Origin of the sequence: Streptomyces pallidus (ex Mingjun et al. 2026), from assembly GCF_051550185.1 — a bacterium.
GTDB lineage: Bacteria > Actinomycetota > Actinomycetes > Streptomycetales > Streptomycetaceae > Streptomyces.
In genome coordinates this window covers 5,668,822-5,694,403 of the sequence record NZ_CP196181.1, presented here as the reverse complement: position 1 = coordinate 5,694,403, position 25,582 = coordinate 5,668,822, and the positions used below count along the sequence as shown (strand labels likewise).

Genomic DNA, 25,582 nt, shown 5'->3' with positions numbered 1-25,582 from the left:
GTCAGGGGCGTTCGGCCAGTGGGAGCAGTTCGATCGTGGGTGTGGGGCGGGGCTGCTCCCGCTGTTCGAGGCCGAAGGTGGTGAAGGCGGTGCGGGTGGGTTCCGGGTAGGGGTTCTCGCCCGTGAGGGTGTTGAGGATGGTGGCGCTGCGTCGGGCGGTGAGGCCGAGGTCGGGGGCTCCGATGCCGTGGGTGTGGCGTTCGCCGTTCTGGACGAAGATGCTGCCGGTGATGGTGGGGGCGAGGACCATGCGGTGGTGTTCGTCGATGCGGGGGCGTCCGGAGGAGTCGCGGCGCAGGTAGGGGTCGAGTCCTGCGAGGAGGGGGAAGAGGGCTCGTTCCCGGTAGCCGGTGGCGAGGACGACGGCGTCGGTGGTGAGGCGGGAGCGGGTGCCCTGCTGGGTGTGTTCGAGGTGGAGTTCGACCTTGGTGGTGGCGACGCGGCCGGCGGTGCGGACGGTGACTCCGGGGGTGAGGAGGGTGTCGGGCCAGCCGCCGTGGAGGGTGCGGGTGTAGAGCTCGTGGTGGATGGCGGCGATGGTGGCGGGGTGGATGCCCTTGTGGAGCTGCCATTGGGTGGGCAGGAGCCGGTCGCGGACGGGTTCGGGGAGGGAGTGGAAGTAGCGGGTGTAGTCGGGGGTGAAGTGTTCGAGGCCGAGCTTGGTGTGTTCCCTGGGGGCGAAGGAGGGGGTGCGGGTGAGCCAGGTGAGGCGTTCGCGGCCGGCGGGGCGGGCGCGGAGGAGGTCGAGGAAGACTTCGGCGCCGGACTGGCCTGATCCGATGACGGTGACGTGGTCGGCGGCGAGGATGCGGGTGCGGTGGTCGAGGTAGTCGGCGGCGTGGATGACGGGGACGGTGGGGGCGTCGGCGAGGGGGCGCAGGGGGTCGGGGACGTGGGGTGCGGTGCCGATGCCGAGGGCGAGGTGGCGGGTGTGGGTGCGGCCGAGGGCTTCGGCTTCGCCGTCGGCGCCGATGCGGGTGTGGTCGACTTCGAAGAGGCCGCGTTCGGGGTTCCAGCGGACGGCGTCGACCTGGTGGCCGAAGTGGAGTCCGGGGAGGCGGCCGGCGACCCAGCGGCAGTAGGCGTCGTATTCGGCGCGGGGGATGTGGAGCTGCTGGGTGAAGTAGAAGGGGTGGAGCCGGTCCTTGTGCTTGAGGTAGTTGAGGTAGGTCCAGGGGCTGGTGGGGTCGGCGAGGGTGACGAGGTCGGCGAGGAAGGGGACTTGGAGGGTGGTGCCGTCGAGGAGGAGCCCGGGGTGCCAGTGGAAGTCGCGGTGTCGTTCGTAGAAGGCGGTGGCGAGTTCGCCGGTTCCTTGGGCGGGCAGGCCGTGGGCGAGGGCGGCGAGGGAGAGGTTGTTGGGGCCGATGCCGATTCCGACGAGGTCGAGGGGTGCATCGGGGGGTGCGGTCATCGGTGGTGTCCTCGGGGGCGGGTCGGGTGGGGGGCGGCCGGCCCTGTGGTGGCAGGGCTTGGCGCAGGTGCTGCGGCGGTGGCGGCCCGGGCACCCGCCGGATACAACGAGCCAGACCCGAATGGGGTAACCGCCCGGGGGTGGGGACGCGGTGCGGCCGCCGTCCCGGTGGGGTCGGGCGGCGGCCGCATGGTGGTGCCGGGGGGTGGTGCGGGTCAGGCCTGGCGGATGCGGAGGGCGCGGGCGAGGTCGTCGAGCTGGTCGGTGAGGCCGCGGTGCAGGCGGGGGACGAGGTCGGGGTCGGTGAGGGCGGCCTGGCCGGTCTTGAGGTGCTCGGCGTCGACGGCGTGGGCGGGGAAGGCGTGGTGGGCGGCGGCCGCGGCGATGGCGGGGCCGCGGCGGGTGGCCAGGGCGATGGCGTCGGGGTAGTAGCGGGGTACGTAGGCGTGGACGAGGTCGGCCTGTTCGGGCTGCCAGAAGCCGCGGGCGGTGGCGGTGAAGAGGTAGTTGGACAGGCTGTCGTCGTGGAAGAGGCGGTTCCAGGCGGTGGCCTTGGCCTCGGTGGTGGGTAGGGAGGCGCGGCAGCGGGCGGCTCCCTCCTCGCCGGTGGCGCTGGGGTCTGCGGCGAGGGCGGCTTCGATGGCGGCTTCGTCGACGGCGCCGAGGACGCTGAGGCGGGCGAGGATGCGCCAGCGCAGTTCGGGGTCGAGGGCGGGGCCGCCGGGGACGGTGTCGTCGTCGAGCCAGGCGGTGAGGGTGTCGGGCTGGGCGGCGCTGTCGATGAGGACGCGTACGGCGGCCAGGCGCAGGCCGGGGTCGGTGCCGTCCTCGGTGCGGCGCAGCAGGGCGCGGGCGATGGAGGTGATCGCGGCGAGGGCTGCGGGGCGGTGTTCGGGGGTGAGGTAGTGGTCGGCGATCTCGGTGCGGGTGAAGGTGAGGACGCCCTGGACGACGGCGAGGTCGGCTTCGTGGGGGAGGTGGGTCTCGGCGGTGGCGAGGTAGGAGGCGGGGGCGAGTTCGCCGTCGCGGACCATGTCGCGCAGGGCGTTCCACACGACGGTGCGGGTGAGCGGGTCGGGGAGCGCGGAGAGGCTGCGCAGGGCGGTGTCGAGGGAGGTTCCGTCGAGGCGGATCTTGGCGTAGCTGAGGTCGGTGTCGTTGAGGAGGAGGAGTGCGGGGCGGGGTCCGTCGGCGGAGAGGACCTCGTCGGTGGGGACGTCGAGGGTGAGGGGTTCGCGGGCTTCGAGGGTGCTGTCGGGTTCGCGGTCGTAGAGGCCGACGGCGATGTGGTGGGGGCGGGTGCCGTGGTGGTCGACGGTGAGGGTCCAGCCGCCGTGGCCCTCTTCGATGCGGGGGGTGAGGGTGTCGATGCCGGTGGTGCGCAGCCAGGTGTCGGCCCAGGCGTGGACGTCGCGGTCGGTGTGGGCGGCGAGGGAGTCGACGAAGTCGGCGAGTGAGGCGTTGGCGAACTTGTGGCGGGCGAAGTGGGTGTTGATGCCGGCGAGGAAGTCCTTCTCGCCCATCCAGGCGACGAGTTGGCGCAGGGCGGAGGCGCCCTTGGCGTAGGAGATGCCGTCGAAGTTGAGGAGGGCGGAGTCGGTGTCGGGGACGGCGGCGGCGTCGGGGGCGACGGCGTGGGTGGAGGGCCGCTGGTCGGCGTCGTAGCCCCAGGGCTTGCGTTCCATGCCGAATTCGGTCCAGGTGCCGGTGAAGCGGGTGGCTTCGGTGAGGGTCTGGTAGCCCATGTACTCGGCGAAGGACTCGTTGAGCCAGATGTCGTCCCACCAGCGGAGGGTGACGAGGTCGCCGAACCACATGTGGGCCATCTCGTGGGCGATGACCATGGCGCGGCGCTGGCGTTCGGCGTCGGTGACGGCGGAGCGGAAGACGTACTGGTCGCGGAAGGTGACCAGGCCGGGGTTCTCCATGGCGCCGGCGTTGAACTCGGGCACGAAGGCCTGGTCGTAGGAGTCGAAGGGGTAGGGCTCGGTGAACTTCTCGTGGTAGCGGTCGTAGCAGGCGGTGGTGACGGCGAGGATCTCGTCGGCGTCGGCGTCGAGGTGGGGGGCGAGGGAGCGGCGGCAGTGGATGCCGAAGGGCAGGCCGGCGTGTTCGGTGCGGATGCTGTGCCAGGGGCCTGCGGCGACGGCGGCGAGGTAGGTGGAGATGACGGGGGTGGGGGCGGAGGTCCAGATGCCGGCGCCGTCGGTGTCGCGGTCGCCGGTACGGGTGGTGATGCCGTTGGCGAGGACGGTCCAGTGGGCGGGGGCGGTGACCGTGAACTCGAAGACGGCCTTGAGGTCGGGCTGGTCGAAGGCCGGGTAGACGCGCTGGACGTCGTCGAGGAACAGCTGGGTGTAAACGTAGGTCTCGCCGTCCGCGGGGTCGGTGAAGCGGTGCAGGCCCTCGCCGGTGCGGGAGTAGCGCATGCGGGTGTCGAGGCGCAGTTCGTGGGGGCCTTCGGCGAGGCCGGTGAGGGGCAGGCGGTTGCCGCTGAGGGTGGCCGGGTCCAGGGGGTGGCCGTCGAGTTCGGCGGAGCGCAGCTCGTCCGGCTTGAGCTCCACGAAGGTGTCGCCGGCGGTGCGGGCGGTGAAGCGGATGACGGTCGTGGAGTCGAAGGTGTCCTCGCCGCCGGTGAGGTCGAGGGCGACGGCGTAGTGGTGGACGTCGAGGAGCCGGGCTCGGGCTTGCGCTTCGTTGCGCGTCAGTGCGGACATGGGGCCCATGCTGCCCGAAGGGTGGGCCCGGGCCGCCTAGTCTTCGCGCGCAGCGATCGTCTCGTGGTGCCGGATCACTTCGGCGATGATGAAGTTCAGGAGCTTCTCGGCGAAGGCCGGGTCGAGCTTGGCGTTCTCGGCGAGCTGGCGCAGGCGGGCGATCTGGTTGGCCTCGCGCTGCGGGTCGGCGGGGGGCAGGTGGTGGCGGGCCTTGAGGTGGCCGACCTGCTGGGTGCACTTGAAGCGTTCGGCGAGCATGTGGACCACGGCGGCGTCGATGTTGTCGATGCTGTCGCGCAGGCGGGCCAGCTCTGCGGTGGCGTCGGCGTCGGGCGCGTCGGGGTGGCTGTTGTTCATGGTCACCGAGAATACGTGGCGGTCGGGGGGCGGGGGGCCGGCCGGCCGATCGGTGAGACGGTACGGCCCCGAGCTGCCGGTGCGCTGCCGGTGCGCTGCCGCTACGGGGGCGGGGGCGCCGGTTCCGCTGCCGGTTCGCTGCCGCTGCGAGGGCCGGGGCGGGGCGCATCCGGTACGGCGGCGGGAGCTGGGGGCCGAATCCGGTGCGGGCCCGTAGGCCGGGGGGCGGGCCTATACGGGTCCCGGGCCGGGGGGCGGCGCAGCCGCGCCCCGGGCCGGGGGGCGGCGCAGCCGGTACGGGGCCCGGAGGGCCGGGGCGGTCTGTGCAGGGCCCGAAGGGCCGGGGCGCAGCCGGTACGGGGCTGGGGGCGGGCCGGGCCGTGGCCGGTGCGGGGGTTGGGGGTCGGGGGCGCAGCGGGTACGGCGGTCGGGGGCCTGGCCGGGGGCGCCGGTGCCAGGGTGGTGCGCGGCCCGGCGAGGGGCTTGTCAACCGCGGCGGCGGGGTGTGCGTCTCTCCGGTGGGTGGGCGGGTGGTCCGCCGTGGAGGTGCGCGGGGGCCTGCCGCCGAGGCCGAGGGGTGGTGGCGATCACTGTGCGTGGGTCGTGCCGGCGGTTCGCGGGGTGGGTGCCCGGCGGGGGCCCCTGTGCGGGGCGCCCGCCGGGCCGGGGCCGGTCAGAGGTTCGCGGCCGCTGCCTTGATAGCGGCGGCGAAGGTCGAGACCTCGGTGTAGACGCCGGGGTAGTTGGGTCGGGCGCAGCCCTGGCCCCAGCTGACGATGCCGACCTGGATCCAGTTGTTGGCGTCGTCGCGGCGGAACATGGGGCCGCCGGAGTCGCCCTGGCAGGTGTCGACGCCGCCCTGGGCGTAGCCGGCGCAGATCTCCTCGGCGGGGACGAGGGAGTCGCCGTAGGAGCTCTTGCAGGAGGCGTCGGAGACGAAGGGGACGCTGGCCTTGAGCAGGTAGCGCTGCTGGCCGCCGCCTTCGCGGGCGGCGCCCCAGCCGGCGACGGTGAAGGTGCCGGTGTCGTACTGCTTGGTCTCGGCGATCTTGAGGGTGGGCAGGTTGATCGGCTTGGCGAGCTTGATCAGGGCCCAGTCCTTGCCCTGGCCGTCGTAGCCGGGCGCCTGGAGGACCTTGGTGGACTTGACCTTGATGGCGCTGCTGCTGTTGAGGTCGACGACGCCGGCGGTGGCGGTGATGGAGGTGTTGTTGCCGGAGCCGTTCACGCAGTGGGCGGCGGTCAGCACGATCTGCTGGGTGTAGAGGGCTCCGCCGCAGCCCATGGAGAGGCGCACCATGAAGGGGAACTCGCCCTGGGCGGCGCGGGTGCCGCCGACGACGGGGTTCGGGGAGGCGGTGGCGGTGCCGGGCTGGAGGCTGGCGGCGGCGAGGGCGACGGCGCCGACGGCGAGGGTGCGCTTGAGGAGGGTGCCGAGGGTCGTGGACACAGTCAACACACTGCCTTTCGTGGGGGGTTGGGCCGTGCGCGTCATCGGGTGAATGACACGTACATGTCACACCCGGCGCTGTGCGGGCTTCAAGGACCCGTTTTCGGACACCGACGTTCGGGAGGTGCGGCATGACCGCCCACCGCGGCCGCGGCAGCCCCGTCGAGCACGGCTTTCCCCGTCTCGCCACCGTCCGCGCGGCGATCACCGCCCTGCTGCGGCGGCTGCCGGATGACGGGATCCGGCCGTACGCCGTGGGCCTCTCCCCCGCCGACGCCGCCTTCGCCGACGCCGACGACCTCCACCTCGGTGCGCACCGCGTGGCCTCCGCTGTCGTCACCGCGCTGGGGCTGCCGGACGCCCGGATGGTGGTCGCGTTCCGCCCGATGCAGGAGGCGGCCACCGTCGAACTGGCCGCCGGCCCCGAGTACTTCGTCGAGGTCAACGACCGCTTCCGCACCCACCGCCGCGATCTGGCCGCGGCCCTGGCCCACGAGGCCACCCACGTCCTGCTGCACCGGCTCGGCCTGCACTTCCCCACCACCGCGGACGACGAGGTCCTCACCGACACCGCGGCAGCCCTGCTGGGCGTGGGCTGGCTGCTCCTCGACGCCTACCGGGAGGACGCGCTCGGCCACCAGAAGCTCGGCTACCTGACGCCGGAGGAGTTCGGGTACGTCCTCGCCAAGCGGGAGCTGCTGGTGGGCGAGGACCCCTCCACCCGGTTCACCAGCCCGCAGGCGTACGAGGCCTACGTACGCGGACGCGCGCTCGCCGACCGGGACCTGCGCCGGGCCCCCCTGGCGGCGGCGGACGCGGCGGAGCGCCGCCGGTACGCGCGCGAGCGCCGCGCCCGGGCGGAGGCGGCCGGTCCGGGCGCCGGCGGTCCGGGCGCGGCCGGTCCGGGCACCGGCGGTCCGGCGGCGGGCAGGTCCTGGGCGGGCCGCGGCGCCGCCCCCGGGTACCGCTTCGAGCGGGACGGCGGCGGTCTGCGGGTGACCTTCGACTGTCCGGTGTGCGGGCAGCGGCTCCGGCTGCCGGTGGCGGGGCGGCTGCGGGCCCGCTGCGGGTTGTGCCGAACGGTCCTGGACTGCGACACGTAGCCGGCGCACCGGGGCGCCCGGCCGGGGCCGCCCCTCCCCGCCCGGGGGCGCTCAGACCTCGTCGGCGACGCGGTCGTCGTCGTCCTCCCCGGTGCCGCGCGGCCAGTGGTGGGAACGGATCTCCAGGAGGGCGATCCGGAGGGCGACGTACGCCAGACAGATCCACAGCAAGACATGCGGCCAGTCCATGCAGCCGGACTGCCCGGCCCGGTGGGGCGGAACACTCGCGTCCGGCGGATGCACCGCACAACTTGTCGGCCCGGACGCGGTTGGGGGAGGGGGTGCAGTGGGTAGTGATACCCCATCGCACAAGTGCCGGACCGGTCCCGACCCCTCGCCAGGGGGCCGGGGCCGATCCGTGTCCGGGCCGGGTCGCCGCGCGGCCGCCCCCGCCGGCCGCCCCGCCGGTCCGCCCCGATGTCAGGGTGCCGGTTCCGCCCCGTACACCGGGTGCGGCGGCCGGGCCGAGGCCAGGAGGCCCGTGGCGGCCTCGCCGGCCTCCGCCGGGGTCCAGCGGGCGCCGCGGTCGGCGCTGGGGCCGGGGTGCCAGCCCTCCATCACCGTGATCCGGCCGCCCTCGGCCTCGAAGACGCGGCCCGTGACCCCCGCCGAGGCGTCACTGCCGAGCCACACCACCAGCGGGGAGACGTTCTCCGGGGCCATCGCGTCGAACTTCCCCTCCCCCGGCGCCGCCATGGTCCGCGCGAAGACCTCCTCCGTCATCCGGGTCCGCGCGGCCGGGGCGATGGCGTTGACCTGCACCCCGTACCGGTCCAGCTCCGCCGCCGCGACCAGCGTCAGGCCGAGGACGCCCGCCTTGGCCGCGCTGTAGCAGCCCTGCCCGACCGAGCCGGCCAGGCCGGCGCCCGACGAGGTGTTCACCACCCGCGCCGCGACCCGGCGGCCCGCCTTGGCCTCCGCCCGCCAGTACGCCGCCGCGTGCTTCAGCGGCAGGAAGTGCCCCTTCAGGTGCACCCGCACCACCGCGTCCCAGTCGTCCTCCGCCAGGTTGACGAGCATCCGGTCGCGCAGGAAGCCCGCGTTGTTGACCAGGGTGTCCAGCCGGCCGAACGCGTCCAGCGCGCAGTCGACCAGCGAGGCCGCGCCCTGCGCCGTGGCGATGTCCCCGCCGTGCGCCACCGCCTCCCCGCCGCGCGCCCGGATCTCGGCGACGACCCGCGCCGCCGGGCCGCCGGGGCCCTCCGCGCCGAACCCGGCGCCGCCCGCGGCGACCGCGCCGCCGGGCTCTCCCTCCCGGCCCACGTCCAGGTCGTTGACGACGACCTTCGCCCCCTCCGCCGCGAACGCCAGCGCATGGGCCCGGCCCAGCCCCCGCCCCGCGCCGGTCACCGCGACGACCCGCCCCCGCGCCATGCCACCGGCCGCGCCGGCCGCGCCGCCCGTGCCACCGGCCCTCCCGCTCGCCCTGCCGAATGCCGTGCCGTCCGCCATGTCAGTCCTCCTTGTTGGCCGTTGCCGCGTCCAGGAACGCGGGGCGCTCGCCGCCGCCGTGCACCAGCAGGCTCGCCCCGCTCACGTACCCCGCCCGGTCCGAGGCCAGGAACACCGCCGCCGCGCCCACGTCGGCCGGCTCGGCCAGCCGGCCCAGCGGGACGGTGGCCGCCACCGCCGCGACCCCGGCGGCGTCCCCGTAGTGCAGGTGCGCCAGTTCGGTCCGCACCATGCCCAGCACCAGCGTGTTCACCCGCACCTCGGGCGCCCACTCGACCGCCATGGAGCGCGCCAGGTGCTCCAGGCCCGCCTTGGCGGCCCCGTACGCCGCCGTCCCCGGCGAGGGCCGGGATCCGCTGACGCTGCCGACCATCAGCACCGAGCCGCGCGCGGCGCGCAGCAGCGGGTAGGCGGCGAGCGAAGCGGTCATCGGGGCGAGCAGGTTCAGTTCGAACACGCGGGCGTGCCGGTCGGCGTCGCCGTCGGCCAGCGGCCGGTACGGGGTGCCGCCGGCGTTGTTGACCAGGCAGTCGAGGCGTCCGTGGGAGCGGGCGAGGGCGTCGAAGAAGTCCTGTACGGCGCCGGGTCGGCGCAGGTCGAGCGGGGTGTGGGCGGCCGTGCGGCCGGCTGCGGTGACCGGCCGGTCGGGTGGGCGGCGGGCGCAGACGACGACGTCCGCCCCGGCTTCGAGGAACGACCGGGCGATGCCGGCGCCGACGCCGCGGGTGCCGCCGGTGATGACGGCGACCCTCCCGTCGAGCTCCATGGGCTGCTACCTTCCTCGCCTAACAAACGTTTGGTGGAAAGGTAGCTGATGCGCTCATGGGTGTCTCCACCTCCCGCCCCGGCAAGGGCATCGCACTGGTCACCGTCGACTACCCGCCCGTCAACGCGCTGCCCGTCCGCGGCTGGTACGAGCTCGCCGACGCCGTGCGCGCGGCGGGCCGCGACCCGGACCACCGGTGCGTGGTGCTGGCCGCCGAGGGCCGGGGCTTCAACGCCGGGGTCGACATCAAGGAGATGCAGCGGGACCCCGGGCACGACCGTCTGATCGGCGCCAACCGGGGCTGCTACGAGGCGTTCGCGGCGGTGTACGAGTGCGAGGTGCCGGTGGTCGCGGCCGTGCACGGGTTCTGCCTGGGCGGCGGCATCGGGCTCGTCGGCAACGCGGACGCGATCGTCGCCTCCGACGACGCCACGTTCGGCCTGCCCGAGCTCGACCGGGGCGCCCTCGGTGCCGCGACCCACCTGGCCCGGCTGGTCCCGCAGCACCTGATGCGCGCCCTGTACTACACCTCGCGCACGGCGACCGCGGCCGAGCTGCACGGGCACGGGTCGGTGTGGGAGGTGGTCCCCCGGGAGCGGCTGCGGGAGGCGGCGCTGGCGCTGGCGGCCGAGATCGCCCGGAAGGACGGGTACCTGATCCGGCTGGCCAAGGCGGCGATCAACGGCATCGACCCGGTGGACGTGCGCCGCAGCTACCGCTTCGAGCAGGGGTTCACGTTCGAGGCCAACCTCAGCGGGGTGGCCGACCGGGTCCGCGACACGTTCGGGAAGGCGGGAAGCGCATGACGGCCGACGGCGGCAAGGTGATGTCCCCCGAGGAGGTCGTGGGGCGGCTGCGCAGCGGGATGACGCTCGGGATCGGCGGCTGGGGGTCGCGGCGCAAGCCGATGGCCCTGGTGCGGGCACTGCTCCGCTCCGAGATCAGCGATCTCACCGTGGTCTCGTACGGCGGCCCCGACGTCGGCCTCCTCGCGGCCGCCGGCCGGATCCGCCACCTCGTGGCCCCGTTCGCCACGCTCGACTCCATCCCGCTGGAGCCGCACTTCCGCGCCGCCCGCGAGGCCGGCGCCCTCACCCTGACCGAGCTCGACGAGGCCATGTTCATGTGGGGCCTGCACGCCGCCGCCAACCGGCTGCCGTTCCTGCCCGTGCGCGCCGGCCTCGGCTCCGACGTCATGCGGGTCAACCCGCACCTGCGGACGGTGACCTCGCCCTATGCGGACGGCGAGGAGCTCGTCGCCGTGCCCGCGCTGCGGATGGACGCCGCGCTCGTCCACCTGAACCGCGCCGACCGGTTCGGCAACGGGCAGTACCTGGGCCCGGACCCGTACTTCGACGACCTGTTCTGCGAGGCGGCCGACACCGCGTACGTCTCCTGCGAGCAGCTCGTCGGGACGGCCGACCTCGCCAAGGCCGGGCCCCCGCAGTCCCTGCTCGTCAGCCGACACAGCGTCACCGGGGTCGTGGAGACCCCGCACGGCGCGCACTTCACCTCCTGCGTCCCCGACCACGGGCGCGACGAGGCCTTCCAGAAGTTGTACGCGACCACGCCCTGGCCCGAGTTCGCCGCCCGCTTCCTGTCCGGGCCGGACGAGCACGCCTACCAGAGCGCGGTCCGGGCCTGGCACGAGGAGCAGCAATGACCACACCGGCATCTCCCGCACCCTCCCCCTCCCCCGCCTCCGCCTCCGCCGCGGGGCCGGCGCCCGGGCCCGCGGCGAGTCGCGCCGAGTTCTGCGTGATCGCCTGCGCCGAGGCGTGGCGGGGCGACGGCGAGGTGCTCGCCAGCCCGATGGGCCTGATCCCCTCGCTGGGGGCCCGGCTGGCGCGCCGGACCTTCTCCCCCGATCTGCTGCTGACCGACGGCGAGGCCCTGCTCGTGGGGCCGGACGGGGAGGTCGAGGGCTGGCTCCCGTACCGCCGCCACCTCACGATGGTCGCCGGCGGGCGGCGGCACGTGATGATGGGCGCGAGCCAGCTCGACCGGTACGGCAACCAGAACATCTCCTGTATCGGCGACTGGGAGCGGCCGACCCGGCAGCTCCTCGGGGTGCGGGGCGCGCCCGTCAACACCGTCAACAACCCGGTGAGCTACTGGGTGCCCCGGCATTCGCCGCGGGTGTTCGTCGAGCGGGTCGACATGGTCAGCGGCGTCGGCTACGACCGGGCCGCGGCGGCGGGGGTGACCCGCTTCCACCGGATCCCGCGCGTGGTCAGCGACCTCGGGGTGTTCGACTTCGAGACGCCGGACCGGTCCATGCGGCTGGCCTCCCTGCACCCGGGCGTCACCGTCGGGGAGGTCCGGGCCGCCACCGGGTTCGCGCTGGCCGTGCCCGAGGAGGTCCCGTACACGCGGCGGCCGACCGGGGAGGAGCTGCGGCTGATCCGCGACGTCCTGGATCCGCAGGGCCGGCGCGAGCGGGAAGTGCGGGGCTGAGGCCGTGGAGACGGCGCTGACCAGGCTGGTCGGGGTGCGCCACCCGATCGTGCAGACGGGCATGGGCTGGGTGTCGGGGCCCCGGCTGGTGTCGGCGGCGGCGCGGGCCGGGGCGCTGGGCATCCTGGCGTCGGCGACGATGACGCCGGAGCAGCTGCGGGCGGCGGTGCGCGAGGTCAGGTCCCGTACGGACGCCCCGTTCGGGGTCAATCTGAGGGCGGACGCGGGGGACGCGGCCGAGCGGGTGCGGCTGATCGTCGAGGAGGGCGTCCGGGTCGCGTCGTTCGCGCTCGCGCCGTCGAGGGAGCTCGTCGCCCGGCTGAAGGACGCGGGCGTGGTGGTGATCCCGTCGGTCGGGGCCCGCCGGCACGCCGAGAAGGTGGCGGCCTGGGGGGCCGACGCGGTGATCGTGCAGGGCGGCGAGGGCGGTGGGCACACCGGGGAGGTGGCGACGACGGTGCTGCTGCCGCAGGTGGTCGACGCCGTGGACATCCCGGTGGTCGCGGCGGGCGGCTTCCGCGACGGCCGCGGCCTGGTCGCGGCGCTGTCGTACGGGGCGGCGGGCATCGCGATGGGCACCCGCTTCCTGCTGACGTCCGACTCGACGGTGCCGGACCCGGTCAAGGCCCGCTACCTGGCGGCCGGGGTCAAGGACATCACCGTCACCACGGCCGTCGACGGGCTGCCGCACCGGATGCTGCGCACCGAGCTGGTCGCCGCCCTGGAGCGGTCGGGCCGGGCCGGGGCGCTGCTGCGGGCGGTCCGGCACGCGGCCGGGTTCCGCAGGCTGTCGGGCCTGTCCTGGTCGCGGATGGTGCGCGACGGGCTGGCGATGCGGCACGGCAAGGACCTGTCCTGGAGCCAGGTGCTGCTCGCCGCGAACACCCCCATGCTCCTCAGGGCGTCCATGGTCGAGGGCCGTACGGACCTCGGCGTCATGGCGTCGGGCCAGGTCGCCGGCGTGATCGAGGACCTGCCGTCGTGTGCGGAGCTCGTCGGCCGGGTCATGGCCGAGGCGGAGTCCGTGCTGGCCCGGCTGGAACAGCTGACCGTGTCCGACACCCTGCCGCCGGCAGGGTGATCCCCCTTCTGCGCCACAGGAGTCGACACCGATGAGCCGTGCCCGAACCCGCCCCGCGACCGCGACGGTGGCCGCCGCCGCGGCGGCGCTCGCCTGCGTCGCCGCCCTCACCGCGGCGGCTGCCGTGCCCGCAGCCGCGCAGCAGCAGTCGCAGGCGGCTGCGACCGGTGCCGGGGCCGCGGCGGAAACGATCCGTCAGCTTCCCCTGCAGGGCGCGGTCAACGTCCGCGACCTGGGCGGCTACCGCACCTGGACGGGGGGCCAGGTCCGCCAGGGCCTGGTCTACCGCTCCGACGCGCTGAACCGGCTGACCCCCGCCGACCTCGGCGCCGTCTCCGGGCTGGGCCTGGCGAAGGTCGTGGACTTCCGGATCCCGCTGGAGGTGCAGTACGACGGCCCCGACCGGCTGCCCGCCGGTCCGACGCCGGTCTCCCGCCCGGTCAGCGACCTCGGCCTGTTCGCCACGCTCGTCGGCGTGATCGGCAGCGGCGACCCGGCCCGGCAGGAGGAGGTCCTGGGCGGCGGCCGCGCCGAGGCCTACATGCGGGAGGTGTACCGCACGTTCGTGACCTCCCCGGAGAACCGGGCGCAGTTCGGGGCGACCCTGCGGGAGCTGGCGCAGGGCAGCGGGCCGCTGCTGTTCCACTGCACGTCGGGCAAGGACCGGACGGGCTGGCTGAGCTACGTGCTGCTGCGCGCCGTCACGGTGCCGGAGGAGTCCGCGGAGCGGGACTACCTGGCGTCGAACACCTTCCGGGCGGCGTACGACGCCCGGGTGCGCGAGGCGCTCAGGCGGTCGGGGCGGATGCAGGACCCGGATCTGCTGATCCCGCTCCAGGAGGTCCGCGTCGGCTACCTGGACGCGGCGAACACCCAGCTGGAGGCGGACTACGGCGGCTTCTACGGCTATCTGACGGACGGGCTGGGACTGGACCTGCGCACGCTGGCGAAACTCCGGTCCCGGCTGGTCCGCTAGTGCTGCGGCCGGAAAGGTCTGCCGGCTCGCGGCGTCCGGTGCGGTGCGTCGCAAGTGAAGTCGACGGCGGTTCGGCGGTGTCCCGAAGGGGCGCGGGGAACTGTGCGACCGGCCACGACGGGCGCGCGGACGATCGCCGACCCCTCGGGGTCTTCCCGCGGAGCGCTCAGGCCCCGGCGCCGGAGCGGCGGCCGCCGCCGGCCCCGCCCGCGCGACCCCCGCCGGAGCGGGCACCGCCCGAGCGGCCGCCGCCCTGGGGCGCACCGGTGCGGCCCGCGCCGGTGCGGGGGCGGCGCGGCCGGCCCTCGCCGCCCGTGCCGGCGGTGGCTGCGGTGGCGGGAGCGCCCTGGGCGCCGCCCTGTCCGCCGCTGCGGCCGCGGCCGGAGCGGCGCCGGCCGCCCGAACCGGAACCCGAACCGGAGCCGGAGCGGCCGCCGTTGCGGGGCTTCGGCGGGGTGGGCTGCGGCACCTCCAGGACGACGGGGACGCCGGAGGGCACCCGGGCGCCGGTCAGCCGGGTCAGTTCCTCGTCGGAGGACTTGATCTGGGCGGTGCGCGGGGAGATCCCGGCGTCCGACATCAGGCGGGACATGTCCCGCTTCTGGTCGGGCAGCACCAGCGTCACGACGCTGCCGGACTCGCCGGCGCGGGCGGTGCGGCCGCCGCGGTGCAGGTAGTCCTTGTGGTCGGTGGGCGGGTCCACGTTGACGACGAGGTCGAGGTCGTCGATGTGGATGCCGCGGGCGGCCACGTTGGTCGCGATCAGCGCGGTGACCTCGCCGGTCTTGAACCAGTCGAGGGTCCGGTTGCGCTGCGGCTGCGAGCGGCCGCCGTGCAGTCCGGAGGCGCGGACGCCCTCGGCGAGGAGCCGCTTGACCATGCGGTCGACACCGCGCTTGGTGTCCACGAACATGATCACGCGGCCGTCGCGGGCGGCGATGCGGGTCGCCACGGCCCGCTTGTCCGTCTCGTCCATGACGTACAGGACGTGGTGCTCCATGGTGGTGACCGCGCCCGCCGACGGGTCGACGGAGTGGCCGACCGGGTCGTTCAGGAACATCTTGACGAGCTTGTCGATGTTCTTGTCGAGCGTGGCCGAGAACAGCAGCCGCTGGCCGTCGGGCTCGACGAGCTTCAGCAGGGCCGTGACCTGGGGCATGAAGCCCATGTCGGTCATCTGGTCGGCCTCGTCGAGGACGGTGATCGAGACCTGGTCGAGGACGGCGTCGCCGCGGTCTATCAGGTCCTTCAGGCGGCCGGGCGTGGCGACGAGCACCTCGGCGCCGCGGCGCAGGGCGCCCGCCTGCCGGTTGATGGACATGCCGCCGACGACGGTCGCGAGGCGCAGGTTCAGCGACGTGGCGTACGGGGTGAGGGCGTCGGTGACCTGCTGGGCGAGCTCGCGGGTCGGTACGAGGACCAGCGCGAGCGGCGCCTTGGGCTGCGCCCGGCGGCCGGCGGTGCGGGCGAGCAGGGCCAGGCCGAAGGCGAGGGTCTTGCCGGAGCCGGTGCGGCCGCGGCCGAGCAGGTCACGGCCGGCGAGGGAGTTCGGGAGGGTGGCGGCCTGGATCGGGAAGGGCTCGGTGACGCCCTGGGCTGCGAGGGTCTTCAGCAGCGCCTCGGGCAGGTCCATGTCCTCGAAGGCGGCGGCCGGCGGGAGGGCGGGCACGACCGGCTCGGGCATGGTGAATTCCTGGGGCCTGGGGACGACGGGCGCAGACTTCTGCCGCCCCGCGCCAGTCTTCGGACGTCCCTGGGCCGCATCTCGACCCCGGCTGGGGCGGCGGCTGGGACGTGCGGAGCTGGAGCTGGTCATGCGGGAAAGCCCTTCCTGGAACCGGCAGGTGCAACAAAGGTCGAGAGAGCACGCAAGCCGGGGCCCGCACCTCTCGGTGCGGGCCCCGGCGTGTGGAACGCGTCAGGCAGGCAGGATGTTCTCGGCCTGCGGGCCCTTCTGGCCCTGGGTGACGTCGAAGGACACGCGCTGACCCTCGGTGAGCTCACGGTAGCCCTGGGTGGCGATGTTCGAGTAGTGGGCGAAGACGTCCGGGCCGCCGCCGTCCTGCTCGATGAAGCCGAAGCCCTTTTCCGAGTTGAACCACTTCACGGTGCCGAGTGCCATGTTGAATCTCCCTGATCAGGCGGCAAGGGCCCCATCCGGCGATTCCGGCGAGAAAACAATAAAAGCGCCTGAGGAAGAATGTCCCGTCAGGCGCGCATAAAGTTCATGGGTACCACAACTGCAACGCCCCCTAAGCTAGCACACATCACCGGGGCCGGACCGGAGTAAACCGGAGCCGGACCGGAGCCGGACCGGAGCCGGGGCCGCGACCGGGGCCGCGACGGGGGCGGCCGCCGGTCCCGCCCGTCACAGACGCTCGATGATGGTGACGTTGGCCTGGCCTCCGCCCTCGCACATCGTCTGGAGGCCGAAGCGGCCGCCGGTGCGCTCCAGTTCGTGCAGGAGCGTGGTCATCAGCTTCACTCCGGTCGCGCCCAGCGGGTGGCCGAGGGCGATCGCGCCGCCGTTGACGTTGACCCGCTCGGGGTCGGCGCCGGTCTCCTTCAGCCAGGCGAGGACGACGGGGGCGAAGGCCTCGTTGATCTCCACGAGGTCGATGTCGTCGAGGGACATGCCGGCCTTCTTCAGGGCGTGGGCGGTGGCCGGGATGGGCGCGGACAGCATGCGGATGGGGTCCTCGCCGCGGACCGACAGGTGGTGGATGCGGGCCCGCGGCCGTAGGCCGTGCTCGGCGACGGCCCGTTCGGAGGCGATGAGCAGGGCCGCGGCCCCGTCGGAGACCTGGGAGGAGACCGCCGCGGTGATCGTGCCGCCCTCGACGACGGGCTTCAGGGCGGCCATCCGCTCCAGGCTGGTGTCGCGGCGGGGGCCCTCGTCGTGCACGACGCCGCCGTGGGGGGCGGTCTCGCGGTCGAAGCGGCCCTCGTCGGTCGCACGGACCGCCCGCTGGTGGGAGCGGAGCGCGTACTCCTCCATGTCCCGGCGGCTGATCCCCCATCTGCGGGCGATCAGCTCGGCGCCGTGGAACTGGTTGACGGGCGCGTCGCCGTAGCGGGCCCGCCAGCCGGCGCTGCCCGCGTACGGGCCCCCGGTCAGGCCGAGCGGTTCGGCCGCCTGCCGGGAGGCGAAGGCGATGGGGACCATCGACATGTTCTGGGTGCCGCCGGCGACCACGAGGTCCTGCGTACCGGAGAGCACGCCCTGGGCCGCGAAGTGGACGGCCTGCTGCGAGGACCCGCACTGGCGGTCCACGGTGACGCCCGGCACCTCCTGGGGCAGTCCGGCCGCCAGCCAGGCCGTCCGGGCGATGTCGCCGGCCTGCGGCCCGACGGTGTCCAGGCAGCCGAAGACGACGTCGTCCACGGCGGCCGGGTCGATCCCGGTGCGCTCGACGAGGGCGGTGAGGACGTGGGCGCCGAGGTCGGCCGGGTGGACCGTGCTGAGCCCTCCCCCGCGCCGCCCCACGGGGGTGCGTACGGCGTCGATGACGTAGGCCTCGGGCATGGCGGCTCCTCGGGTCGTGGGCCCGCGCGGGTCGCGGGTCAGCTGCGCTGGGAGATGCCGTCCAGGACCATCGACAGGTACTGGCGGGCGATCTCCTCGGGGCTGTGCTGTCCTCCCGGCCGGTACCAGGACGCCGCCACCCACACCGTGTCGCGGACGAAGCGGTAGGTGAGGCGGATGTCGAGGTCGGCCCGGAAGACGCGGGCGGCGACCCCGCGTTCCAGCGTCCCCAGCCAGGCCTTCTCGAACTTGGCCTGCGAGGCGGCGAGGTAGTGGAAGCGGGGCTGGTCGGTGAGGTGGCGTGCCTCCTTCTGGTAGATCGCGACGGCGGCGCGGTGCCGGTCGATCTCGCGGAAGGACTCGGTGACGAGGGCCTCGATGGTCTCCCGGGGGCCGAGTCCGGCGGCGAGGACGGCGTCGTAGCCCTCCCACAGCTCGTTCAGGAAGGTGGAGAGGATCTCGTCGAGCATCGACTCCTTGGAATCGAAGTGGTAGTAGAGGCTGCCGGCGAGCATGCCGGCGGCGTCGGCGATCTTGCGGACGGTGGTGGCGTTGTAGCCCTGGGCGGCGAACACCTCGGCGGCGGTGTCGAGGAGTTCGCGGCGGCGGTCGGGAGTGGCGGCCACCTGGGCCTTCTTCTTGTTCGTCGTCTCGTTCGTTGGCACGCGCCCATTCTCGGGCCAGCGCTGCTGCCGCTAGGCCCGCTGACTGCTGACCGACACGGTCTCGCCGGTCATGTACGAGGAGTAGCCGCTGGCCAGGAAGACGATGACGTTGGCGACCTCCCACGGCTCGGCGTACCTGCCGAAGGCCTCGCGGGCCGTCAGCTCGCGCAGCAGTTCCTCGCTGGTGACCTTGGCCAGGTGCGGGTGCATGGCCAGGCTGGGGGCGACGGCGTTGACCCGTACGCCGAACGCGGCCGCCTCCAGGGCGGCACAGCGGGTCAGGGCCATCACCCCGGCCTTGGCGGCGGCGTAGTGGGCCTGGCCGGCCTGGGCGCGCCAGCCGATGACGGAGGCGTTGTTGACGATGGCGCCGCCGCCGTGCGGGGGCGGGGCGGTGCGGGCTCCGGCGGCGGTCCTGAAGGAGCGCAGGGCGGCGCGGGTGCAGCGGAAGGTTCCGTTCAGGGTGACGTCGAGGACGCGGCCCCACTGGTCGTCGGTCATGTCGACGAGGGCGGCGGTGCCGCCGAGGCCGGCGTTGTTGACGACGACGTCGAGATGGCCGTGGGTGCGTTCGGCGTGCGCGAAGAGGGCCTGGACCTGGGTCTCGTCGGTGACGTCGCACGGCAGGGAGGTGACCCGGTCCGGTCCGAACTCGGCGGCGAGCGCCTCCTCGGTCTCCTTCAGGCGGCGGGCGTGGGCGTCGCCGAGGACGACGCGGGCGCCTTCCTGGAGGAAGCGGCGGGCGGTGGCCCCGCCGATACCGGCTCCGGCGGCGGCGGTGACGACGGCGCTGCGGCCGTCGAGCAGCCCGTGCCCGGGGACGGGGACGGGGACGGGAACGGGCGCGGCGGGGGGTGTGGGCGGATCGGGTGGTGGGGGCGGCCCTGGCGGTGCGGGGGTGTTCACGTCGGTGCCTCCTCGGTGCCTGCGCCCGCGCCGGGGGCCGTCCGTACGGCCGGCTGCGGTTCCGGTGGCGGCGCCCTCGACTCCGGTCACACCCGCACGTTAACCTACCAAACACTTGTTAGGGAAGCGGGGAGGCGAGCGCCTGATGGACCTGACCCATCCGCCGGAGGTGGAGGCCTTCCGGGCCGAGGCCCGGGACTGGCTCGCCCGCCACGTCCCCGCCTCCCGGCTGCCCTCCCTGGAGACCGCGGAGGGCTTCGCCGCCCACCGCGCCTGGGAGGCGCGGCTGCACGCGGACCGCTGGTCGGTGGTGTCCTGGCCCGAGGAGTACGGGGGCCGGGGCGCGGACATCGAGCGGTGGCTGGTCTTCGAGGAGGAGTACTGGGCCGCGGGCGCGCCCGGCCGGGTCTCGCAGAACGGCATCAGTCTGCTCGCTCCCACCCTCTTCGACCACGGGACCGAGGAGCAGCGGGCCCGGGTGCTGCCGTCCATGGCGGCTGGGGAGGTGGTCTGGGCGCAGGCGTGGTCCGAGCCGGAGGCCGGCTCCGACCTGGCCGCGCTGACCTCGAAGGCGGTGCGGACGGACGGCGGCTGGCTGCTGTCCGGCCAGAAGACCTGGTCCTCGCGGGCCGCGTTCGCCGACCGGGCCTTCGGGATCTTCCGTTCCGACCCGGAGGCGGCCCGACCGCACCACGGGCTGACGTACCTGATGTTCGACCTGCGGGCGCCGGGCGTGACGGTCCGGCCGATCGGGCGCCTCGACGGCAAGCCCGCCTTCGCCGAACTCTTCCTCGACGGGGTCTTCGTACCGGACGAGGACGTGATCGGGGAGCCCGGGCAGGGCTGGCGGATCGCGATGTCCACCACCGGGAACGAGCGGGGGCTGACCCTGCGCTCCCCCGGACGGTTCCTGGCCGCGGCGGACCGGCTGGCCGCGCTGTGGCGGGCGGCCGGCGGCGGGCCGGGGGGCGCGCTGGCGGACCGGGTGGCGGACGCCGTGGCCGGGGCCCGCGCCTACGAGCTGTTCACCTGGACGAACGCCTCGCGGTTCGCGGCGGGCGAGGCGATCGGCGCCGAGTCCAGCCTCAACAAGGTGTTCTGGAGCGAGTACGACATCGCCCTGCACGAGACGGCGCTGGACCTGCTCGGCCCGGACGGCGAACTGGCCGACGGGGAGTGGGCCGAGCCGTGGGTGTTCTCCCTGGCCGGCCCCATCTACGCGGGCACCAACGAGATCCAGCGCGACATCATCGCCGAGCGGCTGCTCGGCCTCCCGAAGGGCCGCCGCTGATGCGCTTCCTGCCGACCGGGGAACAGTCGGAGTTCGCCCGTACGCTGCGCAGGCTGCTCGGCGCCTCGGACCTGCCGGCGGCGGTCCGCGCCTGGCAGGCCGGCGACACCGGGCCGGGCCTGGGGGTGTGGCGGAAGCTGGCCGGTACGGGGCTGTTCGCGCTGCCCGTCCCCGAGGCGTACGGCGGGCTGGGCCCCCTCCCGGTGGAACTGGCCTCGGGCTTCGTGGAACTGGGCCGGGCCTGCGTGCCGGGACCGCTGGTGGAGACGGCGACCGCGTCGGTGCTGCTCGCGGCGCTGGGCGCGCAGGGGGCGGGCGGGGCCGATGCGGCGGAGGCGGCCGAGGTGTCGAAGCGCTTCCTCCCGGCCCTGGCCGGGGGCGCCGCCCGGGCCACGGTCGTGCTGCCGGGCGGCGGACCGTACGCGCTGGACGCGGACACCGCGGACCTCCGCTTCACGGTGTCGGCCGACGGGGAGCTCCGGCTGGCCCCGGCGCCGGACCCCGGGGCGGTACGGGTCTCCCAGGACCCGGCGCGACGGCTGGCCGCGCTGCCGCCGGGCGGCGAACTGCTGGCTTCCGGGCCCGCGGTGCTCGCGGCGGCGGCCACCGCGCTGCGCTGGGCGCGGCTGCTGACGGCCGCGCAGTGCGTGGGGCTGGGCGAGGCGCTGCTGGCGCGGACGGTGGAGTTCGTGAAGCAGCGCAGCCAGTTCGGCACGCCGATCGGTGGCTTCCAGGCGGTGAAGCACCGGCTGGCGGACGTACTGATCCGTCTGGAGTTCGCCGAGCCGGTGCTCCGGGCCGGCGCCCTGGCCCTGGCGGACGGCCCGCCCGGCGGGCCGGGCACGGGCGGCGCCGGGACGGGGGCCGGCCGGAGTGCGGTCGATGACGTGGCCGTGGCGAAGCTGATGGCCGGGGAGGCGGCGTACGCCGCGGCCCGGGCCGCGCTGCAGCTGCACGGCGCCGTCGGCTACACCGAGGAGCTGGACCTCTCGCTGTGGCTGCGCAAGGCCCGCCCCCTGCGGGACGCATGGGGCACCCCGCAGGACTGCCGGGCGGCGCTCGTGGCCCGGGCGCCCGGTCAGGCAGCCAGGTTCAGCTGCCAGGAGACGCCGAACCGGTCGTTGACCCAGCCGAAGCGGGCGCTGAACCCGTAGTCGCCCACGGGCATCAGCTCGGCGCCCTGCTCGGCGAGGGCCTCGTAGAGGCGGTCGAGTTCGTCCTCGGAGTCGCACTGGACGAAGAGGGAGACCGCCGGCGTGAAGCCGAACTCGTGCTTGACGTAGCTGTCGATGCACATGAACTGCTGCCCGGCGAGGGAGAACGTGGCGTACTGCACGCTGCCCTCGGGGCCGGGGCCCCCGGCGCCGTAGCGGGTGATGTCGAGGACCTCGGCGTCGTCGAAGAGCGAGGTGTAGAAGGCCATGGCCTCCTCCGCCCTGCCCTCGAACATCAGGAACGTGGTGATCTTCTGCGGTGCCGAGGCCATCGTCGCGTCTGCCTTCCCGGGTGGGGTGGGAGCCTTCCGGGGCCGAGGTTAGGGCACGCCCGTGACACCGGCCCGGCGGCTCACGGGGCCCTGCCCGCCCTCCGGGTCAGAGTTCGGGCAGGGCGGCAGCGGCTCCGGCGGCGCGCCCGCTGGTTCGTTCATCCGTACGCGCCAGCCGTCCTCGCCGCCGGCGCCGTCGAGGCGGACGTGGAGCACCTTGGTCCGGCCCGTACCGGGGAAGCGGAGCACCACCGTCTGGCGGGCGTCGCCGGGGTCGCAGAAGACCGCCGTGGCCTTCCCCGCGGCTTCCCCGCCGAACTCGGCGATCCAGCGGCGCGCCGTGTCCGCCCGTTGCCGCGGCGGGGCGTCGCCGGTGGCGAGGTCCTCCAGCCGGTCCGGGGAGCCGTCGGCGATCCGCCAGACGACCTGCTGGACGAGGCGCAGCGAACCGGCGGACGGATAGCCCTCCACCCGCAGCGGGGCGTGGCGGTCGAAGTCCTCGGCGTAGCGGACGTCGGCCCCGGCGGCGGCGCCGAGGGGCGCGCACGCGGCCAGGGCGGCGCAGCACAGCACGGGCAGGGCGGCGGCACGCGCGACACGGCTGAGCGGCGGGGTCGGGCCGGGCGCCGGTATCCGTCTCATACGCGGGCCACGTCGACGGTGGTGACGTAGCACTCCTCGACCGTGCCGTCCGGGAAGAGCGGGCGCAGCAGGGCCCGTTCGGCGTCCAGGAACCGGCGGGTGCGGTCGGGGCCGAGGACGAGGAACGCCGAATGGCTGGCCAGGTTGGCGAGGTGCGCGTCGAGGGGGATCCGGCGCGACCACCGCACGGCGCGGGTGGTGAACGCCGGCTCGGCGGGCAGCAGCCGGGGCGGGGTGACGTCGCCGCGGAAGAAGCCGCGGATCCGGGCCTCCTGCTCGGCGATCCAGTCGACGGCGGTGTCCGGGTCGTTCCACCACAGTGCGAGCGCGCCGCCGGGGCGCAGGACGCGCCGGGCCTCGGGGACGGCCCGGGCGGGGTCGGTCCAGTGCCAGGCCTGGGCGTAGGTGAGCAGGTCGAACGCGGAGCCGGCGAGGGGCAGGCGGTTGCCGTCGCCGCGTACGAGGGGGAGGTGCGGGTGGGCCCGCCGGAACTCGGCGGCCATGCCGTCGCCCGGCTCGACGGCGAGGACGCGCGCCCCGCGGGCGTGCAGCAGGGCGGTGGAGATGCCGGTCCCCGCGCCGACGTCGGCCACCCTGGCCCCGCGCAGCGGCCGCCCGGCGAGTTCCTCGACGGCGTCGAACAGCCCGGCGGGGTAGCCGGGCCGGTGCGCGGCGTACAGCGGGGCGGCACGGTCGAAGGACCGGGCCCGGGCCCGCGGGTGCAGCTCGGGGGCGGGCCCGGCGCCGGGGGCGGGGCTGGAGGTGCGGGTGGGCTCCGACCCGGGGGTGGATCCGGGGGTGGATCCGGAGGTGGATCCGGAGGTGGCCTCGGAGCCGGGTGCGGGCTCGGGGGTGGGCGTCATGCGGGCATTCTTTTCGATCTCCCGGGCCGCCCGCCAGCCGGAGCCGGCGGGCCGGTCGCGTCAGGCGCGGCGCCGCCGCGGGCGCGGCCTGCGCACGTACCGGCGCAGGGTGGCGACCTGGACGAGGAGCAGTACCGCGGCCGCCGGGCCGGCCGCGATCGCCGGCGGATCCGGCAGCGCCCCGGCCCTGGCGGCGAGCTCGACGACGCCCACGGCGGCGAGCGCGACCGCGAAGCGCGGGGTGAACTCGGCGTCGGTGCCGTGCAGTACGCCCGAGCCGACGACGAAGACGGCCAGCAGCACCGGGATCCACGGCGCCGACCCCCGCAGCAGCAGCACGGCACCGTACTCCACCACCAGGAGGACCAGGGTGCGCAGCAGCATCGACCACATCGACATGCACACATCATGCCCGGAGGGCCCTCACGGGCACGGGGCCCGGGGGTCTCCGGTACCGGCACCGCGGCGCCACCCCCTGCCGTACCCTCGGCCCATGACGGCCAGCGCGATCGACCTCCGCAAGATCGAAGAGACCGCCCCGGCCCTGGTGAGCCTCTACAAGAGCGCCGGGACCGCGCTGCGCGAGCACGGGCTGGAGGGCGGCCGCGCCTGCGTCTACCTGGTCCTCGACTACTCGGGATCGATGCGCCCGTACTACCGCGACGGCACCGTGCAGGCGCTCGCCGACCGGGTGCTCGGCCTGTCGGCGCATCTGGACGACGACGGCCGCGTCCCCGTGGTGTTCTTCTCCACCGGCGTCGACGCCGTCGAGGAGATCCCGCTCGCCGGACACGCCGGCCGCGTCGCCGAGATCGCCTCCCGCCTCGGCCACATGGGCAAGACCTCGTACGAAGCGGCGATGGACGCGGTCATCGACCACTACCTGGACTCGGGATCGGCGCGTCCCGCCCTGGTCGTCTTCCAGACGGACGGCGGCCCCGTCAGCCGGTTCGCCGCCGAGAAGTACCTCTGCAAGGCGGCCGGGATGCCGCTCTTCTGGCAGTTCGTGGGCTTCGGCGACACCCACAGCAAGCAGTTCGACTTCCTGCGCCGCCTCGACGAACTGCCCGTGCCGGCCCGTCGGGTGGTCGACAACGCGGGCTACTTCCACGCCGGCCCCGACCCCCGTGCGGTCCCGGACCGGGACCTGTACGACCGGCTCGTCGGCGAGTTCCCGGCCTGGCTGGCGGCGGCCCGGGCGGCGGGCATCGTGCGCGCCTGACCGGCGGCGACCGGTACCGCGCGCTTTGATGGACGTATGACGACGAACAACTGGGCAGCGTTCGAGAAACAGGAACCGGAACTCGCGGCCACCGTCCGGGCCCGCTTCGCGCAGTACCCCCACCACGTCCTCGGCACCCTGCGCAAGGACGGCTCCCCGCGACTGACCGGTCTGAACGTCGACATCCGCGGCGGGGAGCTGTGGCTCGGCATGATGCAGGGCTCCATGAAGGCCCGCGACCTCCAGCGCGACCCGCGGTTCGCCCTGCACAGCAACCCGGGCGAGGGCGAGGCCATGCCCGACGGGGACGCGCGGATCTCCGGGCGCGCGATCGAGCAGCTGGACCCGCCCGAGCTGCACCGGTACGCCGAGGAGACGCAGACCCCGCACCCGTTCCACCTGTTCCACACCGACCTGACGGAGGTCGTCCACATCCGCGTCGAGGTCGACGAGCTGGTGATCCGCACCTGGACCCCGCAGCGCGGGCTGCACACCTTCCGCCGGGGCGATGACGACGAACCGCCGCGCGAGGACCCGGCGTAGGAAGCCGTTCCGGCGCGGCGACGGGCGGCCGGATGCCGCGGGCGGGCGGTGCGCACCCCCACGGCGCACCGCCCGCCCCGCCCCCGGCCGGAACCCCCGCCCCGGCCGGAGGCCGGTCAGCAGGACTTGGCGTCCGGCGGCGGGATGAACACGGTGTCGAGGACCCGCTCGTCGGTGAAGTCGACCGAGGTCCACTTCAGCGAGGTCGAGCCGCTGCGGAAGCTGAGCTCGTCCGGCAGCTCGTCGGCGGTGATGTCCGTGCCGACGTACACGACGGACAGCGTGCCGGAGCAGTTCTGCGCGCCGGGCGGCCGGCTGTCGGGGGCCATGCCGTCCTGCGGGCCCACGTTCACGGTGAGCGTGGCGATCGGCGCGTACCTGAACGAGTACTGGGCCGAGCCCGAGGTGGCGCGCTTCACGTCCACCCGGAAGTGGCCCAGCCGCACCGGGACCGGCGAGCAGGGCCGCCGGGTCGGCTCCGCGAACAGGTGCACCCCGCTGTCGGTGGCGAACACGGCCATGGGAAGCCCGGGTTCGCTGTTCTTCAGGTGCTTGAGGTAGTCGCGCCGTTCCGTCTCGCCCATGTCCGCCGTGGGCACGCACGACGGGGTCGGAGCCGGCCGGGCCGCGGGCGTCGGCGTCGGCGAGGCGGCCGGAGGGGACGACGA

Annotated in this window: 27 protein-coding genes; 10 read left to right on the top strand and 17 right to left on the bottom strand. The window is 74.7% G+C overall.

The window, feature by feature from the left end; all coding sequences use genetic code 11:
- Window position 1 precedes the first annotated feature (1 nt).
- The 4 genes from ACSHWO_RS25240 to ACSHWO_RS25225 form a co-directional block, all read right to left on the bottom strand.
- A complete protein-coding gene (locus tag ACSHWO_RS25240; RefSeq protein ID WP_438315163.1) occupies window positions 2–1,411 on the bottom strand; it encodes a lysine N(6)-hydroxylase/L-ornithine N(5)-oxygenase family protein in 1,410 nt (469 codons plus the stop codon).
- 215 nt (window positions 1,412–1,626) lie between these two features.
- Window positions 1,627–4,128: an aminopeptidase N gene (gene pepN, locus ACSHWO_RS25235; protein ID WP_385806338.1), complete on the bottom strand. Its 2,502-nt coding sequence runs from the start codon at window positions 4,126–4,128 to the stop codon at window positions 1,627–1,629.
- A gap of 36 nt (window positions 4,129–4,164) precedes the next feature.
- A complete protein-coding gene (locus ACSHWO_RS25230) occupies window positions 4,165–4,485 on the bottom strand; it encodes a chorismate mutase (protein WP_361088003.1) in 321 nt (106 codons plus the stop codon).
- A gap of 673 nt (window positions 4,486–5,158) precedes the next feature.
- Entirely contained in the window at window positions 5,159–5,944 is a 786-nt protein-coding gene (locus ACSHWO_RS25225) for a S1 family peptidase (RefSeq protein WP_361088006.1), read from the bottom strand.
- A gap of 122 nt (window positions 5,945–6,066) precedes the next feature.
- On the opposite strand from ACSHWO_RS25225, the gene ACSHWO_RS25220 reads away from it, so the two are divergent.
- Window positions 6,067–7,038 carry a hypothetical protein gene (locus ACSHWO_RS25220; protein ID WP_438315158.1) on the top strand — a complete coding sequence of 324 codons (972 nt, stop codon included), beginning with the start codon at window positions 6,067–6,069 and terminating at the stop codon, window positions 7,036–7,038.
- Between the two features lie 51 nt (window positions 7,039–7,089).
- Here ACSHWO_RS25220 and ACSHWO_RS25215 read toward each other — a convergent pair whose 3' ends face one another.
- From ACSHWO_RS25215 to ACSHWO_RS25205, 3 genes are all read right to left on the bottom strand, one after another.
- Window positions 7,090–7,227, bottom strand: a complete 138-nt coding sequence (locus ACSHWO_RS25215) for a hypothetical protein (protein ID WP_404242109.1) — start codon at window positions 7,225–7,227, stop codon at window positions 7,090–7,092.
- Window positions 7,228–7,458: 231 nt separating this feature from the next.
- Window positions 7,459–8,412, bottom strand: a complete 954-nt coding sequence (locus ACSHWO_RS25210) for an SDR family oxidoreductase (RefSeq protein ID WP_385807048.1) — start codon at window positions 8,410–8,412, stop codon at window positions 7,459–7,461.
- 79 nt (window positions 8,413–8,491) lie between these two features.
- Window positions 8,492–9,256 (bottom strand): SDR family oxidoreductase, encoded by a 765-nt coding sequence (locus ACSHWO_RS25205; RefSeq protein WP_438315155.1) that lies wholly within the window; start codon window positions 9,254–9,256, stop codon window positions 8,492–8,494.
- 56 nt (window positions 9,257–9,312) lie between these two features.
- Here ACSHWO_RS25205 and ACSHWO_RS25200 point away from each other — a divergent pair, with 56 nt between their 5' ends.
- From ACSHWO_RS25200 to ACSHWO_RS25180, 5 genes are read left to right on the top strand one after another with little or no spacing between them, the layout of a single operon-like run.
- Window positions 9,313–10,062, top strand: coding sequence for an enoyl-CoA hydratase family protein (locus tag ACSHWO_RS25200; protein WP_438315152.1), 750 nt, complete (start codon window positions 9,313–9,315; stop codon window positions 10,060–10,062).
- On the top strand, window positions 10,059–10,919 hold the full coding sequence (locus ACSHWO_RS25195; protein ID WP_385806314.1) for a CoA transferase subunit A: 861 nt from the start codon (window positions 10,059–10,061) through the stop codon (window positions 10,917–10,919). Before ACSHWO_RS25200 ends, ACSHWO_RS25195 begins: the two co-directional genes overlap by 4 nt.
- Window positions 10,916–11,713 carry a CoA-transferase subunit beta gene (locus ACSHWO_RS25190; protein ID WP_438315148.1) on the top strand — a complete coding sequence of 266 codons (798 nt, stop codon included), beginning with the start codon at window positions 10,916–10,918 and terminating at the stop codon, window positions 11,711–11,713. Before ACSHWO_RS25195 ends, ACSHWO_RS25190 begins: the two co-directional genes overlap by 4 nt.
- Window positions 11,714–11,717: 4 nt before the next feature.
- Window positions 11,718–12,794: an NAD(P)H-dependent flavin oxidoreductase gene (locus tag ACSHWO_RS25185; RefSeq protein WP_438315145.1), complete on the top strand. Its 1,077-nt coding sequence runs from the start codon at window positions 11,718–11,720 to the stop codon at window positions 12,792–12,794.
- 31 nt (window positions 12,795–12,825) lie between these two features.
- A complete protein-coding gene (locus tag ACSHWO_RS25180; RefSeq protein WP_438315142.1) occupies window positions 12,826–13,770 on the top strand; it encodes a tyrosine-protein phosphatase in 945 nt (314 codons plus the stop codon).
- Between the two features lie 166 nt (window positions 13,771–13,936).
- Here ACSHWO_RS25180 and ACSHWO_RS25175 read toward each other — a convergent pair whose 3' ends face one another.
- From ACSHWO_RS25175 to ACSHWO_RS25155, 5 genes are all read right to left on the bottom strand, one after another.
- Window positions 13,937–15,586 carry a DEAD/DEAH box helicase gene (locus ACSHWO_RS25175; protein WP_438315139.1) on the bottom strand — a complete coding sequence of 550 codons (1,650 nt, stop codon included), beginning with the start codon at window positions 15,584–15,586 and terminating at the stop codon, window positions 13,937–13,939.
- Window positions 15,587–15,688: 102 nt separating this feature from the next.
- Window positions 15,689–15,892 carry a cold-shock protein gene (locus ACSHWO_RS25170; protein WP_179176509.1) on the bottom strand — a complete coding sequence of 68 codons (204 nt, stop codon included), beginning with the start codon at window positions 15,890–15,892 and terminating at the stop codon, window positions 15,689–15,691.
- 246 nt (window positions 15,893–16,138) lie between these two features.
- Entirely contained in the window at window positions 16,139–17,296 is a 1,158-nt protein-coding gene (locus tag ACSHWO_RS25165) for an acetyl-CoA C-acetyltransferase (RefSeq protein WP_438315135.1), read from the bottom strand.
- A gap of 38 nt (window positions 17,297–17,334) precedes the next feature.
- Window positions 17,335–17,961 (bottom strand): TetR/AcrR family transcriptional regulator, encoded by a 627-nt coding sequence (locus ACSHWO_RS25160; RefSeq protein WP_361088040.1) that lies wholly within the window; start codon window positions 17,959–17,961, stop codon window positions 17,335–17,337.
- 30 nt (window positions 17,962–17,991) lie between these two features.
- Window positions 17,992–18,867 carry an SDR family oxidoreductase gene (locus ACSHWO_RS25155; RefSeq protein WP_438315132.1) on the bottom strand — a complete coding sequence of 292 codons (876 nt, stop codon included), beginning with the start codon at window positions 18,865–18,867 and terminating at the stop codon, window positions 17,992–17,994.
- A 145-nt stretch (window positions 18,868–19,012) separates the two neighbouring features.
- On the opposite strand from ACSHWO_RS25155, the gene ACSHWO_RS25150 reads away from it, so the two are divergent.
- Window positions 19,013–20,158, top strand: coding sequence for an acyl-CoA dehydrogenase family protein (locus ACSHWO_RS25150; protein WP_438315129.1), 1,146 nt, complete (start codon window positions 19,013–19,015; stop codon window positions 20,156–20,158).
- Window positions 20,158–21,312, top strand: coding sequence for an acyl-CoA dehydrogenase family protein (locus ACSHWO_RS25145; protein ID WP_438315126.1), 1,155 nt, complete (start codon window positions 20,158–20,160; stop codon window positions 21,310–21,312). The genes ACSHWO_RS25150 and ACSHWO_RS25145 overlap by 1 nt, the downstream gene beginning before the upstream one ends.
- On the opposite strand, the gene ACSHWO_RS25140 is transcribed toward ACSHWO_RS25145, so the two are convergent.
- The 4 genes from ACSHWO_RS25140 to ACSHWO_RS25125 are packed head-to-tail and all read right to left on the bottom strand — an operon-like array spanning window position 21,237 to window position 23,548.
- Window positions 21,237–21,644 (bottom strand): VOC family protein, encoded by a 408-nt coding sequence (locus ACSHWO_RS25140; RefSeq protein ID WP_361088052.1) that lies wholly within the window; start codon window positions 21,642–21,644, stop codon window positions 21,237–21,239. The genes ACSHWO_RS25145 and ACSHWO_RS25140 overlap by 76 nt on opposite strands.
- Before the next feature lie 48 nt (window positions 21,645–21,692).
- Window positions 21,693–22,286, bottom strand: coding sequence for a hypothetical protein (locus ACSHWO_RS25135; RefSeq protein WP_438315123.1), 594 nt, complete (start codon window positions 22,284–22,286; stop codon window positions 21,693–21,695).
- On the bottom strand, window positions 22,283–23,149 hold the full coding sequence (locus ACSHWO_RS25130; protein ID WP_438315120.1) for a methyltransferase domain-containing protein: 867 nt from the start codon (window positions 23,147–23,149) through the stop codon (window positions 22,283–22,285). Before ACSHWO_RS25130 ends, ACSHWO_RS25135 begins: the two co-directional genes overlap by 4 nt.
- Before the next feature lie 60 nt (window positions 23,150–23,209).
- Window positions 23,210–23,548 (bottom strand): hypothetical protein, encoded by a 339-nt coding sequence (locus tag ACSHWO_RS25125; RefSeq protein WP_361088061.1) that lies wholly within the window; start codon window positions 23,546–23,548, stop codon window positions 23,210–23,212.
- A gap of 94 nt (window positions 23,549–23,642) precedes the next feature.
- Between ACSHWO_RS25125 and ACSHWO_RS25120 the strand changes: the two genes are divergently transcribed.
- Together ACSHWO_RS25120 and ACSHWO_RS25115 are read left to right on the top strand one after the other, a co-directional pair.
- Window positions 23,643–24,371, top strand: a complete 729-nt coding sequence (locus ACSHWO_RS25120; RefSeq protein ID WP_438315116.1) for a VWA domain-containing protein — start codon at window positions 23,643–23,645, stop codon at window positions 24,369–24,371.
- 36 nt (window positions 24,372–24,407) lie between these two features.
- Window positions 24,408–24,914, top strand: a complete 507-nt coding sequence (locus ACSHWO_RS25115; RefSeq protein WP_438315113.1) for a pyridoxamine 5'-phosphate oxidase family protein — start codon at window positions 24,408–24,410, stop codon at window positions 24,912–24,914.
- 116 nt (window positions 24,915–25,030) lie between these two features.
- Here the strand turns inward: ACSHWO_RS25115 and ACSHWO_RS25110 are convergent, their stop codons facing one another.
- On the bottom strand, window positions 25,031–25,513 hold the full coding sequence (locus ACSHWO_RS25110; protein WP_438315110.1) for a hypothetical protein: 483 nt from the start codon (window positions 25,511–25,513) through the stop codon (window positions 25,031–25,033).
- Window positions 25,514–25,582: the final 69 nt, after the last annotated feature.